Below are 15939 nucleotides of genomic sequence, written 5' to 3'. Positions count from 1 at the left end.
ATGAGTACAGCTTCCGTTCCCCTTCCCAGCTGGATGTCCTACGGCCTCCTGCCGTTCCTCAACCTCGCCACCGCCTTTTTCATCTCCGGGCTCGTCGTCTGGGGCATTGGCGAAGACCCGTTCGCGGCGCTGCGGCTTTTGATCGAAGGCGCGCTGGGTCGTGGTGACGCCATTGGTTTCACCCTGTTTTACACCACCAGCTTCATCTTCACCGGCCTGTCCGTTGCCGTCGCCTTCCATGCGGGTCTCTTCAACATCGGTTCGGAAGGACAGGCTTATATTGGTGGGCTGGGTGCTGCCTTGGTCGCGCTCGCGCTGGATCGCTACGTGCCCTGGTATGTCACCATGCCGTTTGCCATCATCGGTGCCGCCGTGTTCGGTGCTGCCTGGGCCTTCATTCCCGGCTGGCTTCAGGCAAAGCGTGGCAGCCACGTCGTCATCACCACCATCATGTTCAACTTCATCGCCGCCGCGCTGATGGTCTACCTGCTGGTCAACGTTTTCATCGTGCCGGGCAAGATGGCGCCGGAAACCCGCACGTTCCTGCCAGGTGGCCAATTGCCGAAGCTGGACTGGCTGATGGCGATGTTCGGCCTGAAACTTGGGCCTGCGCCCTTCAACGTGTCCTTTCTCATCGCGCTGGTTGCCGCTTTCCTGGTCTGGGTGCTGATCTGGCGTACCAAGCTGGGCTATGAAATGCGCACGCTTGGCATCAGCCCCTCGGCGGCCGTTTATGCAGGCATTCCCTATTCGCGCACCGTCATTATCGCCATGCTGATTTCGGGCGGTCTGGCGGGAATGATGGCGCTCAACCCTGTCATGGGCGCATCCGCCCGGTTGCAGGTTGAGTTTGTTGGCGGCGCCGGTTTCGTCGGCATCGCCGTATCGTTGATGGGGCGAAGTCATCCACTCGGCATCGTCTTCGCCGCGCTGTTGTTTGGCATCCTCTACCAGGGCGGGGCTGATCTGTCGTTTGAAATGCCCAATATCACCCGAGAGATGATCATCGTCATTCAGGGTCTCGTCATCCTGTTTGCAGGCGCGCTAGAATATATGTATCGCCCCGCGCTTGTGCGCATCTACCAACAATTCGTGAAGAGGTAAGGCCCATGGAAACCTTCGATATGCTGGTCAGCATTCTCGGTTCGACCGTTCGCCTGACCATTCCGCTGTTGTTTACGGCGCTGGCAGGCCTGTTTTCAGAGCGCGCCGGTGTTTTCGATATCGGGCTTGAGGGCAAGATGCTGGCCGCTGCCTTCGCATCCGCCTGCGTCGCCTATATCACGTCCGACCCCTGGGCGGGTCTCGCCGCCGGTATCGGCGTCTCGATCTTCTTTTCGCTGGTGCACGGCTTTGCGGTCATCACCAACCGCGGAAACCAGATCGTGTCGGGCGTCGCGCTCAACTTTGTGGCTGCCGGTCTGACGGTGGTCTTGGGGCAGGCCTGGTTCGGGCAGGGGGGGCGCACGCCGCAAATTCCCGGTGAAGGTCGTTTCACCCCCATCATCCTGCCAGGCGTGGATATGGTGCGCGACATACCCTTCATCGGCCCGCTCTATGCCAATGTCATCTCCGGCAACAATATTCTCACCTATCTCGCCTTCATCGCCGTGCCGATTTCCTGGTGGGTTCTTTACCGCACCCGCTTCGGTTTGCGCCTGCGTGCGGTCGGTGAAAACCCCGGTGCTGTCGATACGGCTGGCATCTCCGTGACATGGATGCGTTTCCGCGCCGTCATCGTCGCCGGTTTCCTCTGCGGCTTTGCCGGCACCTATCTCGCCGTCGCGCAGTCGGCAGCCTTCATCGCCAACATGTCGGCGGGCAAGGGTTATATCGCACTGGCAGCCCTGATTTTCGCCAAATGGAAGCCGGTACCGGTCATGTTCGCCTGCCTGCTGTTCGGCTTCCTGGATGCGGTCGCAAACTTCATGCAGGGCAAGGCCATTCCGGGCATTGGCGAAGTGCCGGTCCAGATTTTCCAGGCGCTGCCCTATATTCTCACCTGCATTCTGCTAGCCGGTTTCATCGGCATCGCCAAGCCGCCGAAGGCCGGTGGCGTGGCCTATTCCAAGGAGCGTTAAACCATGTCGCACGCATTGTTCGAGGCAGCCCGCGAGGCCATGGCCTTCGCCCACGCTCCCTATTCGAAGTTTCCCGTCGGTGCCGCCATCCGCGCGGAAGATGGCAAGATCTACAAGGGCGCCAATATCGAGAACCTGTCCTTTCCACAGGGCTGGTGCGCGGAGCCTTCCGCCATCAGTGCCATGATCATGGGTGGGGCAAAGAAGATCACCGAAATCGCCGTCATCGCTGAAAAGCTGGCGCTCTGCCCGCCCTGCGGCGGTTGTCGCCAGAAGATCGCAGAATTCGCCTCTGCCGATACGAAGATTTATCTCTGCGATGAGGCCGGTGTTCAAAAGGTCATGACCATGGAAGAGCTTTTGCCCTTCAGCTTCAAGACAGAGTTGGATTGATGGATCACGCGATCATCGACGTCCTCGTGGACAGGCTGAGTGGGCTGATGCCACGCACCGCCGTGGTTCTCGGCTCGGGCCTGGGCTCTCTGGTGGACGAGGTGACCGACGCTGTTCGCATTCCTTACGCCGACATCCCCGGCTTTCCTGAAAGTGCCGTTTCGGGCCATGCAGGTGAACTGGTGGCCGGCTATCTTGGCGGGCAACCCATCATCATGCTGGCGGGCCGTGTGCATTATTACGAGCGGGGTAATGCGAGCGCCATGCGTCCGGCCATCGAGGCTCTCTCAGGCATCGGCGTGCAAGCGCTCATCCTCACCAATGCGGCAGGCTCCGTGCGTCAGGACATGCCACCCGGATCGGTCATGCAGATCACCGATCACATCAATTATTCCGGCATGAACCCGTTGATTGGTGAAGACAGTGATGGCCGCTTCGTTGGCATGACCAGCGCCTATGACGCCGATCTGTCGATTGCCATGCGCAATGCCGCCATTCGCGCCACCGTGCCCTTGTTTTCGGGGGTCTATATGTGGTTTTCAGGCCCGAGTTTCGAAACGCCAGCGGAAATTCGCATGGCGCGCACGCTCGGGGCCGATGCCGTTGGCATGTCCACGGTGCCGGAAGTCATCCTTGCGCGCTTTTTCGGGATGCGCGTTGCCGCCGCTTCCGTTATTACAAATTACGGTGCCGGAATGACCGGCGCGGAATTGAGCCATGAAGAGACCAAAGACATGGCACCCATAGGCGGCGCACGACTGGCCGCGATTTTAACGGAAATGATTTCAGGAGGAAATTGAGCATGGAACTTCAGCGCCCGCGCGAAGCCGCCGCTCTCGCCCTGTCCTTGCTGGACCTCACCAATCTCAAGGAAGACTGCACGCCGGAGCAGATCGCTGCGCTGTGCCAGAAGGCCCGTACGCCATATGGCACGACGGCCGCCATCTGCATCTGGCCACGTTTCGTCGCACAGGCCCGCGCCGCCTTCGGCAAGGATACGTCTATCCGTATCGCAACCGTCGTCAACTTTCCCTCCGGCGATCTGGATGTCGCAACGGTCGTGAGCGAAACAGACCGCGCCATTCGCGATGGTGCCGATGAAATCGATCTGGTCATTCCCTACAAAAAATTCATTGCAGGCGATGAACATGCCGTAACCGAGATGGTCGCCGCTGTGCGCGCGGCATGCGTTTCGCCGGTTCTGCTCAAGGTTATCATCGAGACCGGTGAATTGAAGGACAAGACGTTGATCCGCCGCGCCTCCGAAATCGCCATTGCCGAGGGTGCGGACTTCATCAAGACCTCTACAGGCAAGGTCACCGTCAACGCCACGCTGGAAGCCGCCGACATCATGTTGCAGTCGATCAGAGACAGCAAGAAGAAGGTCGGCTTCAAGCCCGCCGGTGGCATCGGCACGGTGGAAGATGCAACGCTTTATCTGCGTCTGGCAGAAACGATCATGCAGCCCAACTGGGCCATGCCCTCCACCTTCCGCTTCGGCGCATCCGGCATTCTGGACGATATCCTGAATGTTCTGGGTGGTGGCGAACCGGCGAAATCTGCCAGCGGATACTGATATCAGATGATCCCGCAGGAAATCATCCGCCGCAAACGCGATGGTCAGGTGCTGACGGCGGATGATATCTCCGCCTTCATCTCCGGCCTGTCCACGGGCAAGATTTCCGAAGGCCAAGCGGCAGCCTTCGCCATGGCCGTGTTCTTTCGCGGCATGAGCCGGGATGAAACCGTGGCGCTGACGCTGGCGATGCGCGACAGCGGCGATGTCCTCTCCTGGGCCGATATCGGCAAGCCGATCGCCGACAAGCACTCCACCGGCGGCGTGGGCGATAACGTATCGCTGATGCTCGCCCCCATCGTTGCGGCCTGCGGTCTCGCCGTGCCGATGATTTCGGGAAGGGGTCTTGGCCACACCGGTGGCACGCTGGACAAGCTCGAATCGATTCCCGGCTACGATGTCATGCCGGACGAGGCCCAGTTTCGCCGCACGGTCAGCAGTGTCGGCTGCGCCATCATCGGCCAGACCGGCGATCTCGCCCCTGCCGACAAACGGCTCTATGCCATCAGAGACGTGACGGCGACGGTGGATTCCGTACCGTTGATCACCGCTTCCATCCTGTCGAAGAAACTCGCCGCCGGGCTTGAAACGCTGGTACTCGACGTGAAATTCGGCAGTGGCGCCTTCATGCAAAGCTCTGATGAAGCCGAGCAATTGGCGCGCTCCCTGGTAGACGTTGCCAATGGCGCAGGCGTCAAAACCTCAGCCCATATCACGGATATGAACGAGCCTCTGGCCGACACCGCAGGCAACGCGCTGGAAATTATTCACTGTCTGGATTTTCTCGCTGGCAAGAAAGCCGGGACCCGCATCGACACACTGGTTTTTGCCTTTGCCGCTGAAATGCTGGTGCAGTCAGCTGTCGTTTCCAGCCTCGCCGAAGGCGAACAGCAGGCGCGTCAGGCATTGAACTCCGGTCAGGCCCTGGAGCGTTTCGGGCAGATGATTTTCGCACTGGGTGGCCCCGCTGATTTCGTGGAGAGACCGAACACCTATCTCATTCAGGCACCCTATATTGTGCCGGTGCTGGCCAATGAGGCGGGCTGGCTATCGTCCTGCCAGACGCGCGATCTTGGCATGGTCGTCGTCGAACTGGGTGGCGGTCGTCGCCATCCCGGCGATGCGATCGATCATCGTGTCGGCGTATCGGCGATCCTTCCTTTGGGAACACGCGTGGAAAAAGACCAGCCGATTGCCATGGTGCATGCCTCAACGCAAGAGGATGCGCGACGTGCCGGAGCAACTGTGCTCGGGGCTTATGCGATCTCGCAAGAACCGGTATCGGCCATGCCAATCATTTCGGGGCGTGTTGGCTGATCGCACTGCAAAAACGCAGATATCAGCGTTTAAAAAAACTCTCCGAAAACCAAAAAAAGTCAAAAAACTTTTCTCCACGGCTTCCGAACCCATGCCTACAATCCTCCCACTTTCGCCGCGGAGATGTTTCGCGAGCCATCAAGGCGGTGAGGGCTGGTGGGTGAACGCAGACGTGCGGCCAGGCATCAGGAATACCATGTCAGGGCAAGCCCGGTGGACCCGATTTCCGCGACGCGAAAGACCATTCACGGCTTTCGGACAGGGCGAGGCGAAACGGTCTGTCGGACACTGCCTGTCACGCTCAGGCCGGTATCTTTCCGGCCCGGTCTGGGCAAGACATGGCTGCAAGAACGAAAAGACCGATGGCCACGCACATGCGCACGCCAACGACGACACCATACCAGAGACATCCGCGCATGTGCGTGGGCTCTCCGGGTTGAAACGAAACAGAGCACGGGCGCTTGCGCCGCGTGAACGCATCACTTTGTCCGGCGCGATTGCACTTTGAAAGCCAAGGGCTTAGTTTCCCACCCAAACGGGAATTCGGTCGGCATCATGGCACTTTCAGGCAAGCATATTCTTCTCATCATCTCCGGCGGCATCGCGGCCTATAAAAGCCTCGATCTCATTCGTCGATTGAAGGAACGCGGCGCCAGGGTGACACCTGTCATGACCAGGGGCGCTCAGGAATTCATCACCCCGCTCGTCGTCGGAGCGTTGTCGGCCACCCATGTCTTTACGGACCTGTTTTCGCGCAAGGACGAGCAGGATGTCGGCCACATCCGGCTGGCGCGCGATTGCGATCTCGTTCTGGTCGCACCCGCCACGGCCGATCTCATGGCAAAGATGGCAAACGGTCTGGCCGATGATCTGGCATCCACGGTGCTGCTGGCAACCGACCGCAGGGTGCTCATCGCACCCGCCATGAACCCCAAAATGTGGATGGCCAAAGCCACGCAACGCAACATTGAAACGCTGAAAGGCGATGGCATCGGCTTCATCGGGCCGATGGCAGGCGAAATGGCCGAGAAAGGCGAGGTGGGTCTAGGCCGAATGGCTGAGCCCCTGCAGATTGTCGAGGCCGTCGAAGCGCTATTGGAGCATGGACCAAAACCACTGGCGGGAAAAAAAGCCATCGTCACCTCAGGCCCGACCCATGAGCCGATCGATCCGGTGCGCTATATTGCCAACCGCTCCTCCGGCAAGCAAGGCCATGCCATTGCAAAGGCCTTGGCCGCGCTGGGTGCGGAGGTTACGCTGGTCTCCGGTCCGGTCACGATTGCAGATCCCGCTGGTGTCACCACGGTGCATGTCGAGCGCGCCGAGCAGATGCTGGCTGCGGTCGTCTCCCACCTTCCGACCGATATCGCCGTGATGGTTGCGGCAGTGGCCGACTGGCGTGTGGCGACATCGCTCGATCAGAAGATCAAGAAACAACAGGGAGACCAGCCCCCGGCACTGCAACTGGTGGAAAATCCCGATATTCTCAAGACCATCGGCCATCACGCGAGCAGGCCGAAAATCGTCGTCGGTTTTGCAGCCGAAACCGAGAACGTCGAAGCCAATGGACGCGCCAAGCTCACGCGCAAGGGTGCCGATCTCATCGTTGCCAACGATGTTTCTGCCGAAACCGGCATCATGGGCGGAGATCGCAACAGCGTGAAGATCATCTCGGCAGATGGCATCGACGCATGGCCCGATCTCGACAAGGCCGAAGTGGCAAGACGTCTGGCGGCGCTGATTGCGGACAGGCTCGCATGAGCTTTTTCGAACGCCACTCTTTCGATACGACCCTTGAAGCATGGCCGGGCGTCAGCTTCGTTGACCAGTGGGAATCGCATGTCGCCAAGGTCGGCCCCAAGGTTTTTGCCGTTCTGGGCCAACGCGAGGACTGGCGCTTGGTCATCAAATGTGCGGAAGAAAGCTTTGAAATCCTCACCGCGCTGGATGGCATTTCGCAGGCACCCTATTTCGCCAGGCGAAAATGGATTTCCATTTCAGACGATTCGCCCCTGGATGCACAGGACCTAGAGCACTATGTGCGCCGGTCCTACGAACTGGTGGCAAAGGGACTGACGCGCAAGCTGCGGGCCGAGCTGGGCATCGCGCTAGGGTGAGGTCGGTATGCCGCCTTACCCTAGCCTTACCGCAATATAGACCATCACCAGCGCAATCACCCAAAGCGCAATCCTGCCCCAGCGCGTGTGTTTCGCTTCCGCCTTGCCGATGGCTTCGGCCGTGCTGGCATCGAAGCGCAGGCCGTGTTCGCTCATATAGACCAGATCAGCATGAAGCTTTTCGGTCTTGGCCGCGATTTCCGGTGCCGCTTCGGCAAGCTTGATGGCGGCTTTCAGGCCATCCTTCATGTCGGTCACAATGCGTTTGGGACCAAGATTGTCCCGGATCCAGCCGCTGACGACGGGGTCTGCCGCCTTCCACATATTGAAGCGCGGATTGAGAATGCGCGAGACGCCTTCCACCACCACCATGGTCTTTTGCAGCATCACCAGTTCGGGCCGCGTTTCCATGTCGAACAGTTCCGTCACTTCAAACAGAAGCGTCAGCAGCTTGCCCATGGAGATGGTTTCGGCTGGCTGACCATGGATCGGCTCGCCTATGGCGCGGATCGCCTGGGCGAAGCTTGCAATGTCATGGTGGCCGGGAACGTAACCCGCTTCGAAATGCACCTCCGCCACGCGCATGTAGTCGCGGGTGATGAAGCCGTAGAGAATTTCGGCCAGGAAACGGCGTTCCTTCTTGCCCAGCCGACCGGCAATGCCCATGTCCACGGCAACGATCATGCCCTGTGGATCGACGAAGAGGTTACCCGGATGCATGTCGGCGTGGAAGAAGCCGTCCCGCAATGTGTGGCGCAGGAAGGACTGGATGAGCGTATCGGCCAGCGCATCGAGATCGTGCCCGGCAGCCCGCAGGCCCGCCACATCCGACATCTTGACGCCGTCGATCCATTCCATGGTGACGACATCGCGGCCCGTGCGCTCCCAGTCCACCTCCGGCACGCGAAAGCCGGGATCGCCCTTGGTGTTTTCAGCGATTTCAGAGAGCGCCGCCGCTTCCAGCCGCAAATCCATCTCGATCTTGGTCGTCTGTTCCAGCGCGCGCGTCACCTCCACCGGGCGAAGGCGCCGGGCGGAACGGACGAAACGCTGCTGAAGATCGGCAATCAGATACATCGCCTCCAGATCGTTCTGGAAGCGCTGACGCACGCCGGGGCGGATGACCTTCACGGCCACCCTCTTCTGCCCCGTGGAGGTGCGCACGATGGCCGGGTGCACTTGAGCAATCGAGGCGGCGGCAATCGGGTCACGGAACTCCAGATAAAGATCGGACACCGGACGTCCGAGCGATCCCTCGATATTGGCCTTCGCCGCAGCGTTGGGGAAAAAGGCCATCCTGTCCTGCAAGCGTGACAGGTCTTCGGCAAAATCGGCACCGACCACATCCGGGCGTGTCGCCAGAAACTGGCCCATCTTCACATAGGAAGGACCGAGCCTTTCCACGGCGGTCGCCAGCCGGTCGCGGCGGTCGGCATGTTTTGCACGGTTGCGGGCAAAGGGCTTGAGCAGCGCCTTGGCGAGTTTGGCGGATGCGGGAAGATCCTCTGATGGCAGGGCCAGCACCACGCCTTCGCGCACCAGAACCCAGCCGACCTTTGCAAGGCGAAAATATGCGCCGGGAGTGCTCATGCGAATGCCTTCTTCTTGCTGCAAGCCATCATGTCGATCAAAGCTTCCAGCCCGAATGCAGTGCGGCGATGCCACCGGTATAATTGGTATAGCTGACGCGCGAGAAACCGGCGGTGCGGATCATCGCGGCGAAATCGTCCTGATTGGGGAATTTGCGGATCGATTCCACCAGATACTGATAGGGCTCGGCATCGCCGGTAATCATCTTGCCGAACCGGGGAATGGCATTGAACGACCAGGCATCGTACACCTTGTCGAGAAGCGGCATATCGACTTCCGAAAACTCCAGCACCAGCAGACGCCCGCCCCGCTTCAGAACCCGGTGGGCTTCCTTCAGAGCCACATCGATGCGCGGCACATTGCGAATGCCGAACGCCACGGTGTAGGCGTCGAAGCTGTTGGCCTCGAACGGCAATTCTTCCGCATTGGCCTCCACAAAGGTCAGATTGTCGGAGAGTTTCTTCTTGGCAGCCCGTTCTTCGCCCACCGCCAGCATCGAGCCGTTGATATCCAGAACGGTGGAATGCGCCAGGTGGTTGGAGGCTTCAATGATGCGAAACGCGATATCACCCGTGCCGCCAGCTACATCCAGCGTCTTGTAGGACGGGTCCTTGCGTGGATTGAGCGCTGAGATCATGGCATCTTTCCACACCCGATGCATGCCCGCTGACATCACGTCGTTCATGATGTCGTAGCGCTTGGCGACCTTGTGGAAGACCTCGTTGACCATGCCCTGCTTCTGGCCTTCGTCGACCCTGTGAAAGCCGTAGGAGGTTTCCATGCCGCCATCTGCGGTGGTGCGGGCTTCGGTCATGAGCGGTCTCCATCTTTAATTGCGGTGCCGACCATAGCGGAAACGGGAATGCGGCGCTATCTGTTGCGGCATGAGATGCCTGCGACATGTATGTCCGCAGGTTTGAGATCACAAGACCGTTGCGGTAAACATGTGAGATAGTCATGCCAGAACTGCCCGAAGTGGAAACCGTCAGACGCGGCCTTGCGCCGACCATGGAAGGTGCGCGCGTCGAAAAGCTGACGCTGGCGAGACCAGACCTGCGATTTCCCTTCCCGCCAGACTTTTCGGCGCTGGTGGAAGGCAAGCGCATCGTGTCGCTCGGACGCCGGGCGAAGTATCTGCTGATCGAGCTGGAAGACGGCCTGACCATCATCTCGCATCTGGGCATGTCCGGCTCCTTCCGGATCGAAGAGCAGGATACAGAAGCGGACACACCCGGCGAGTTCCACTATGCGCGCTCCAAGGATGGCAAGCACGACCATGTGATCTTCCATCTGCACGGCGATGACGGCTCGTCCAAGCAGGTCATCTATAATGACCCGCGCCGTTTCGGCTTCATGCATCTGGTGGAGCGCGCCCATATCGATCTCTACCCCGCCTTTGCCGAGCTGGGCCCGGAACCCACGGGGAATGCGCTGAGCGCGGACGATCTGGCAAGCCGTTTCGCTGGCAAGAGCCAGCCGCTGAAAAGCACGTTGCTGGACCAGAAGGTCATTGCCGGACTTGGCAATATCTATGTCTGCGAGGCGCTGTGGCGGTCGCATCTGTCGCCTTTGAGAGCCGCTGGCACGCTGGTGACGAAAACCGGCAAACCCAGGGCGCAACTCGTCGAGCTGACCCAGAAAATCCGCGAGGTGATTGCCGACGCCATCGCAGCCGGCGGCTCGTCCTTGAGAGATCATATTCAGACGGACGGCACACTTGGTTATTTCCAGCATTCCTTTTCGGTCTATGACCGGCAGGGTCATGCTTGCCCCACACCCGGTTGCGGGGGTACGATCGAACGGATCGTCCAGGCGGGACGCTCCACCTTCTATTGCGCCGCCTGCCAGAAATGACGCGAGAGGACCTCATCATGGATTATGAAACGCTCATCGTTGAAAAGCGCGACAATGTCGGCGTCATCACACTCAACCGCCCGCAGGCATTGAACGCGCTGAACGCCGCCTTGCTGAAAGAGCTGCGGCATATATTGGCGTCGTTTTCGAGCGATGATTCCATTGGCGCCATCGTTATTACCGGTTCGCAAAAGGCCTTTGCGGCAGGCGCCGATATAAAGGAGATGCAGTCGCTCGATTTCGTCGACGTCTATTTGGGCGATTTCCTGGGCGGTTGGGACGAGGTGGCGGCCTGCCGCAAACCCGTCATTGCGGCTGTTTCGGGCTTTGCTCTGGGCGGTGGGTGCGAACTGGCCATGATGTGCGATTTCATCATTGCGTCCGACAGTGCCAAATTCGGCCAGCCCGAGATTACGCTCGGCATCATTCCCGGAATGGGCGGCTCGCAACGCCTGACGCAGGCGGTGGGCAAGGCCAAGGCCATGGATATGGTGCTGACAGGCCGAAAGATGGATGCAGCGGAAGCCGAGCGGGCAGGCCTTGTCTCGCGCATCGTGCCGCAGGAGCGCCTGCTGGATGAGGCAGTGGATGCCGCCAGCACCATCGCATCGTTGTCGCGCGCCTCGGTGCTGATGGCCAAGGAAAGCGTCAACCGGTCCTTCGAAGTCTCTCTGAGCGAAGGGCTGCGGTTCGAGCGCCGCCTGTTCCAGTCGCTGTTTGCCACAAATGACCAGAAAGAGGGCATGGCGGCTTTCGCGGAGAAGAGAAAACCTGTCTTCGACAATCGCTAGAGCGTTTCCATTTAACAAGGAAACGCTCTAGGTTCTCCGCAGCTTCGCTCAGCGACCCAAAGCGCTTCATGCGTTTTGGGCTCAAAGGGTGCCAAGGATTCGGAATATCAGCGTTTTTGCTGTAAATGCGCGTTGACGGGCAGCTGCTTTAAGGTTATATGCCCGCCCACGGTTAGGAAAAGCCATCCGGCTTGTTCCAATTACTCCCGCACTCTTTGGAACGCGAGGTCTTTGAAGGACCTGATCCTGTGGTTGCGGATTTTGGTTTGAATTCGAAGAGAGGCATACATGGCCAATACAACTTCGGCGAAAAAGGCGACTCGCAAGATCGCTCGCCGTACGGAAGTCAACAAGGCTCGTCGTTCGCGCGTTCGCGGCTTCATTCGCAAGGTCGAAGAAGCCATTGCATCGGGTGATCTGGCAGTTGCAACAGAAGCGCTCAAAGTAGCACAGCCTGAGATCCAGCGCGCCGCCACCCGCGGTGTGATGCCAGGCAACACGGCAGACCGTAAGGTGTCCCGTTTGGCACAGCGCGTGAAGGCACTTTCCGCCTAATCTGCTATTTCGAAAATGTGATAAGAGCCTGGTCCTACGACCGGGCTTTTTTCGTTTCTAACGGTTCGTTAACCTGTTGGCGCATGGCATGACATTTATGCGTCAAAGCAATGACGGAAAATATCGTTATAAAACAGATACTTATAAAAGGTCCATAAAAGTGTAGCTGCCTGACCTTACGGAAGGTCGCCTCAATCATCGGTCAAGCGAAATTTAATTTTTCGGTTCTTGCGGCCTAAAAAAAAGCCATGAAATTGAATCTCATTGATTCATAAGAGATTCTCCAGATAGAGCCTCGGGCCATGCAAAACGGCCTGTATGAGTCAATGGCAGATCGCTCCCTTTGCAGAAAAAACGCGATTGATCTCCCCCCCTGATCCTGCCTAAATGCATCTCGACAAGGGGCAAGGAAGTCTATCCACAAGCTATCTCGATCCTGAGTTCGCAGATACAAGCTCCTTGCGGACGGGTCCTGTTCGGGTTCGTTTTTTCAAGTATTGGGGTCGGTTTGGCCGCAGCCTTTCAGGTTGCGGAAACGTGAAACCGTGTCTGGATCGACTGATATTGTGAAGGTGTTGTGGAAGCAACGTTGAGTCATCGCAGGCCTCTCCATGATGGAGAGGAAAATGGGATAACCGGCTCGCGTCTATAGACGGGGACTTGAGGACAACTTTCGAGGGGGCGTCCGAGAGGCAAGAATAAACGAGGGGTATCCCTGATGGACTTTTGTTCGTCAGGCTATGATTGGCAATTTGAAAGGCGGCAATATGCAATTGAATTTGGTGATGGGTGCGGTAGCAAATGGGGACCGCACGCCAAAGGCATGTGATGCAGCTGATACGGATATCTCAGGGGAAAAGCAGGATATGAAGCATGACGCGCTGTTTGAACGTTTTAGCGCGCGGTTGAAGGCACAGGTCGGACCGGAAGTTTATGCAAGCTGGTTCGCGCGTCTCAAGCTTCATTCTGTCTCCAAGAGCGTCGTGCGGTTTACCGTACCGACAACCTTTCTGAAATCCTGGATCAACAACCGTTATATCGATCTCATCACGACGCTCGTTCAGAGCGAGGATGCGGATGTGTTGAAGGTTGAAATCCTGGTGCGTTCGGCGAGCCGCCCGGCACGGGCTGCTCCAGTCGAAGAGCGGGTACAGCCCGTCTCCGAGGCTGCAACGACTGCGCAGCGTGCAAAGCCGTTCATTCCACCGCAGCCCTCGTCGAATGGCCAGATATCGGGCGCTTCGCAATCGGCCCACGCGACCCGTCATTCGGGTGCGGGTCCCCTGTTCGGATCGCCGCTCGACAGCCGCTTCACCTTCGACACCTTTGTCGAAGGATCATCAAACCGTGTGGCTCTGGCCGCCGCAAAGACCATTGCCGAGGCCGGTGCGGGTGCGGTGCGCTTCAATCCGCTGTTCATTCACGCGGGTGTGGGCCTTGGAAAGACGCATCTTCTCCAGGCCATCGCCAATGCCGCCATCGACAGCCCGCGGACCCCGCGTGTCGTCTATCTGACGGCCGAATATTTCATGTGGCGTTTCGCAACTGCGATCCGTGACAATGACGCACTGACCCTCAAGGACACGTTGCGCAACATCGATCTTCTTGTGATCGACGACATGCAGTTCCTGCAGGGCAAGATGATCCAGCACGAATTCTGCCACCTGCTCAACATGCTGCTCGACAGCGCCAAGCAGGTCGTTGTGGCTGCAGACCGCGCGCCCTGGGAGCTGGAATCGCTTGATCCACGGGTTCGCTCGCGCCTTCAGGGTGGCATGGCCATCGAAATCGAAGGTCCGGATTATGAGATGCGCCACGAAATGCTCACACAGCGGATCGCGACCGCCCGTCAGGACGATCCGAGCTTCGATATTCCAGAAGAGATCGTCTCTCACGTGGCCCGCAGCGTGACCGCGAGCGGCCGTGAACTGGAAGGCGCCTTCAACCAGCTGATCTTCCGTCGCTCCTTCGAGCCCAACCTGTCGATCGAGCGTGTCGATGAATTGCTGGCCCATCTGGTGGGCACGGGCGAAGCAAAGCGTGTGCGCATCGAGGACATCCAGCGCATCGTCGCACGGCACTACAACGTCTCGCGTCAGGAACTGGTCTCCAACCGTCGCACCCGTGTCATCGTCAAGCCGCGCCAGATCGCCATGTATCTTGCAAAAATGCTGACGCCGCGTTCCTTCCCGGAAATCGGCCGTCGCTTCGGCGGGCGCGATCATACAACCGTTCTGCATGCGGTACGCAAGATTGAGGAACTGATCGGCGGCGATACGAAACTCGGCCATGAGGTTGAGTTGCTGAAGCGCTTGATCAACGAAAACAACGCTTAAATGAGATGGTCGGGGAAACCCGGCGATCTCTGTCCCTTCTCATTGCTCCCGTCAGAGACCGGTACCGCCTTCAAACGGCGTGACCGGTCTTTCTACGTGTCGTTGTCGCTAGCGCGTCATGACGTCCGAGATCTTTAAATAGAGCGACCAGAAGGTGCGACGCGGGACGTTTGCGCTTTGGCGCAGCGGTCGGCATCAGCTCCTGTCGGATTTTGTCTCTGTCGGGCTGGTTGTTGTCATCAAACGTGACTGTACGGCGGGCCGGGACGAAACCGGATCTAGGCAAGGAGCGGCGTTTCGGTGCCTGCGCCGAGCTTTTCGCGAGCGTTGGGCATCGCCAGCCACAGATGGGCGACCGGGATGAGCAAGGTACCGCCGCCGATGATGGCAAAGGGCAGACTTGTCCAGCCGCCGTCGCTGACGGCAATCGCTGCCATGACCGTGGTGGTGAAAATGAGCGGCGCGAGACCGCAGAAGAGACCGATGCGGAGATCGCGGTGATGTTTCGACAGCGCTTCGGCACCCTTGAACATATAGATGTGGGAGAGCTTTGCCAGTTTCCACAGGGCGACCACACCAGTTAGGGACAATGCAGCGATGGCGATGACGATTGTTCCCACGAGAATGACCGGAGCGAACTCTCCATTTGCGTCCATCAGATAGGCCATCAACCAGGCTGGGCTGAACAGGATCAGCAGTCCCGCATAGGGGGCGCTGATGACGGCTAGAATTCCGTAGGTCAGGTAGAATGGTGCCGCGAAGACGAGAATTTCGACGAAATACACGATCCGGGCTATGGTTTGCGGTGTCTGACGATCCTTCATGGCGTGACCTCCCGTTGCTCTGCGGTTTGCGCCTCGCTGCTCAATCTGCGCCAGTTTTTCGAGGCGTAGCGATGGGCCTGTTTCAAGGCGATCCACAGCGCCAGTTGCCTGAGCGGGGCCAGCAATCCACGCGCGGTAAAATCGCTGCGGCGTTCGACGCGTGTCGTGTTGGGTCCAATCGGAACAAGAGTGAATTCATCCTCCAGAGTGCCGATCCAGTCCTTGCACCACACGGTGCTGTCGATCATGCGATAACGCAGTTTCCGGTTGGGGACGTAATCGAGAATGCGCTGGTCGATGGTGCCGCGATCCGTGGTGCACTGGCGGGTGTTGCCCAGTGCGCCATGGCCTTCCAGAACCTTGCAGCTGACAGGCTTGGGAATGCCAAGGCGGAACAGGAACGGCTTCGAGCTGTCCATCTTGGCATGCAAAAAATGCGGCCAGATGTGCTGAGGGGCGCAGTCGAAAATCCATTGCGAGTGTATCTGCATGATCAAGTCTCCAT

The 15939-nt window shown here is 58.8% G+C and carries 17 protein-coding genes; 13 read left to right on the top strand and 4 right to left on the bottom strand.

Annotated elements, in window-relative coordinates:
* The 9 genes from GGQ73_RS13480 to GGQ73_RS13440 all read left to right on the top strand — a co-directional run bounded on the left by GGQ73_RS13480 (position 1) and on the right by GGQ73_RS13440 (position 7484).
* Positions 1-1104, top strand: coding sequence for an ABC transporter permease (locus GGQ73_RS13480; protein WP_183896755.1), 1104 nt, complete (start codon positions 1-3; stop codon positions 1102-1104).
* 5 nt (positions 1105-1109) lie between these two features.
* Entirely contained in the window at positions 1110-2081 is a 972-nt protein-coding gene (locus GGQ73_RS13475) for an ABC transporter permease (protein ID WP_183896754.1), read from the top strand.
* Positions 2082-2084: 3 nt separating this feature from the next.
* On the top strand, positions 2085-2474 hold the full coding sequence (locus GGQ73_RS13470; protein ID WP_174151747.1) for a cytidine deaminase: 390 nt from the start codon (positions 2085-2087) through the stop codon (positions 2472-2474).
* Positions 2474-3274: a purine-nucleoside phosphorylase gene (locus tag GGQ73_RS13465; RefSeq protein WP_174151748.1), complete on the top strand. Its 801-nt coding sequence runs from the start codon at positions 2474-2476 to the stop codon at positions 3272-3274. Before GGQ73_RS13470 ends, GGQ73_RS13465 begins: the two co-directional genes overlap by 1 nt.
* A gap of 2 nt (positions 3275-3276) precedes the next feature.
* A complete protein-coding gene (deoC, locus tag GGQ73_RS13460) occupies positions 3277-4050 on the top strand; it encodes a deoxyribose-phosphate aldolase (RefSeq protein ID WP_174151749.1) in 774 nt (257 codons plus the stop codon).
* A 6-nt stretch (positions 4051-4056) separates the two neighbouring features.
* Positions 4057-5367 (top strand): thymidine phosphorylase, encoded by a 1311-nt coding sequence (gene deoA, locus GGQ73_RS13455; RefSeq protein ID WP_183896753.1) that lies wholly within the window; start codon positions 4057-4059, stop codon positions 5365-5367.
* A 196-nt stretch (positions 5368-5563) separates the two neighbouring features.
* Positions 5564-5875 carry a hypothetical protein gene (locus GGQ73_RS13450; protein WP_183896752.1) on the top strand — a complete coding sequence of 104 codons (312 nt, stop codon included), beginning with the start codon at positions 5564-5566 and terminating at the stop codon, positions 5873-5875.
* Positions 5876-5922: 47 nt separating this feature from the next.
* Positions 5923-7128, top strand: coding sequence for a bifunctional phosphopantothenoylcysteine decarboxylase/phosphopantothenate--cysteine ligase CoaBC (coaBC, locus tag GGQ73_RS13445; protein WP_183896751.1), 1206 nt, complete (start codon positions 5923-5925; stop codon positions 7126-7128).
* Entirely contained in the window at positions 7125-7484 is a 360-nt protein-coding gene (locus tag GGQ73_RS13440; protein ID WP_183896750.1) for an MmcQ/YjbR family DNA-binding protein, read from the top strand. The genes coaBC and GGQ73_RS13440 overlap by 4 nt, the downstream gene beginning before the upstream one ends.
* Before the next feature lie 15 nt (positions 7485-7499).
* On the opposite strand, the gene ubiB is transcribed toward GGQ73_RS13440, so the two are convergent.
* Complete coding sequence (ubiB, locus tag GGQ73_RS13435) at positions 7500-9074, bottom strand: 2-polyprenylphenol 6-hydroxylase (RefSeq protein WP_174151754.1); 1575 nt, start codon at positions 9072-9074, stop codon at positions 7500-7502.
* Between the two features lie 37 nt (positions 9075-9111).
* The gene (gene ubiE / locus GGQ73_RS13430; protein WP_174151755.1) at positions 9112-9888 is read right to left on the bottom strand and encodes a bifunctional demethylmenaquinone methyltransferase/2-methoxy-6-polyprenyl-1,4-benzoquinol methylase UbiE; all 777 of its coding nucleotides are present in this window, start codon (positions 9886-9888) and stop codon (positions 9112-9114) included.
* A gap of 143 nt (positions 9889-10031) precedes the next feature.
* On the opposite strand from ubiE, the gene mutM reads away from it, so the two are divergent.
* From mutM to dnaA, 4 genes are all read left to right on the top strand, one after another.
* Entirely contained in the window at positions 10032-10928 is an 897-nt protein-coding gene (mutM, locus tag GGQ73_RS13425; RefSeq protein ID WP_174151756.1) for a bifunctional DNA-formamidopyrimidine glycosylase/DNA-(apurinic or apyrimidinic site) lyase, read from the top strand.
* 17 nt (positions 10929-10945) lie between these two features.
* Positions 10946-11719: an enoyl-CoA hydratase gene (locus GGQ73_RS13420; protein WP_183896749.1), complete on the top strand. Its 774-nt coding sequence runs from the start codon at positions 10946-10948 to the stop codon at positions 11717-11719.
* A gap of 288 nt (positions 11720-12007) precedes the next feature.
* Positions 12008-12274, top strand: coding sequence for a 30S ribosomal protein S20 (rpsT, locus tag GGQ73_RS13415; protein WP_045230155.1), 267 nt, complete (start codon positions 12008-12010; stop codon positions 12272-12274).
* A gap of 866 nt (positions 12275-13140) precedes the next feature.
* Complete coding sequence (dnaA, locus tag GGQ73_RS13410) at positions 13141-14610, top strand: chromosomal replication initiator protein DnaA (protein WP_412762980.1); 1470 nt, start codon at positions 13141-13143, stop codon at positions 14608-14610.
* Positions 14611-14888: 278 nt separating this feature from the next.
* Here dnaA and GGQ73_RS13405 read toward each other — a convergent pair whose 3' ends face one another.
* Together GGQ73_RS13405 and GGQ73_RS13400 are read right to left on the bottom strand one after the other, a co-directional pair.
* Positions 14889-15434 (bottom strand): hypothetical protein, encoded by a 546-nt coding sequence (locus GGQ73_RS13405; protein ID WP_183896748.1) that lies wholly within the window; start codon positions 15432-15434, stop codon positions 14889-14891.
* Entirely contained in the window at positions 15431-15925 is a 495-nt protein-coding gene (locus GGQ73_RS13400; RefSeq protein WP_183896747.1) for an SRPBCC family protein, read from the bottom strand. The genes GGQ73_RS13405 and GGQ73_RS13400 overlap by 4 nt, the downstream gene beginning before the upstream one ends.
* Between the last annotated feature and the right edge of the window lie 14 nt (positions 15926-15939).

It is taken from the genome of Rhizobium skierniewicense, from assembly GCF_014196515.1.
GTDB classification, from domain to species: Bacteria; Pseudomonadota; Alphaproteobacteria; order Rhizobiales; family Rhizobiaceae; genus Agrobacterium; species Agrobacterium skierniewicense.
Note: the sequence above shows the minus strand (reverse complement) of the source record. Positions and strands in the feature narration are given on the sequence as shown.

Coding starts and splice junctions, on each gene's coding strand:
- GGQ73_RS13480 (WP_183896755.1), top strand. CDS start 1: ATGAGTACAGCTTCCGTTCCCCTTCCCAGCTGGATGTCCTACGGCCTC.
- GGQ73_RS13475 (WP_183896754.1), top strand. CDS start 1,110: ATGGAAACCTTCGATATGCTGGTCAGCATTCTCGGTTCGACCGTTCGC.
- GGQ73_RS13470 (WP_174151747.1), top strand. CDS start 2,085: ATGTCGCACGCATTGTTCGAGGCAGCCCGCGAGGCCATGGCCTTCGCC.
- GGQ73_RS13465 (WP_174151748.1), top strand. CDS start 2,474: ATGGATCACGCGATCATCGACGTCCTCGTGGACAGGCTGAGTGGGCTG.
- deoC (WP_174151749.1), top strand. CDS start 3,277: ATGGAACTTCAGCGCCCGCGCGAAGCCGCCGCTCTCGCCCTGTCCTTG.
- deoA (WP_183896753.1), top strand. CDS start 4,057: ATGATCCCGCAGGAAATCATCCGCCGCAAACGCGATGGTCAGGTGCTG.
- GGQ73_RS13450 (WP_183896752.1), top strand. CDS start 5,564: ATGTCAGGGCAAGCCCGGTGGACCCGATTTCCGCGACGCGAAAGACCA.
- coaBC (WP_183896751.1), top strand. CDS start 5,923: ATGGCACTTTCAGGCAAGCATATTCTTCTCATCATCTCCGGCGGCATC.
- GGQ73_RS13440 (WP_183896750.1), top strand. CDS start 7,125: ATGAGCTTTTTCGAACGCCACTCTTTCGATACGACCCTTGAAGCATGG.
- ubiB (WP_174151754.1), bottom strand. CDS start 9,074: ATGAGCACTCCCGGCGCATATTTTCGCCTTGCAAAGGTCGGCTGGGTT.
- ubiE (WP_174151755.1), bottom strand. CDS start 9,888: ATGACCGAAGCCCGCACCACCGCAGATGGCGGCATGGAAACCTCCTAC.
- mutM (WP_174151756.1), top strand. CDS start 10,032: ATGCCAGAACTGCCCGAAGTGGAAACCGTCAGACGCGGCCTTGCGCCG.
- GGQ73_RS13420 (WP_183896749.1), top strand. CDS start 10,946: ATGGATTATGAAACGCTCATCGTTGAAAAGCGCGACAATGTCGGCGTC.
- rpsT (WP_045230155.1), top strand. CDS start 12,008: ATGGCCAATACAACTTCGGCGAAAAAGGCGACTCGCAAGATCGCTCGC.
- dnaA (WP_412762980.1), top strand. CDS start 13,141: ATGAAGCATGACGCGCTGTTTGAACGTTTTAGCGCGCGGTTGAAGGCA.
- GGQ73_RS13405 (WP_183896748.1), bottom strand. CDS start 15,434: ATGAAGGATCGTCAGACACCGCAAACCATAGCCCGGATCGTGTATTTC.
- GGQ73_RS13400 (WP_183896747.1), bottom strand. CDS start 15,925: ATGCAGATACACTCGCAATGGATTTTCGACTGCGCCCCTCAGCACATC.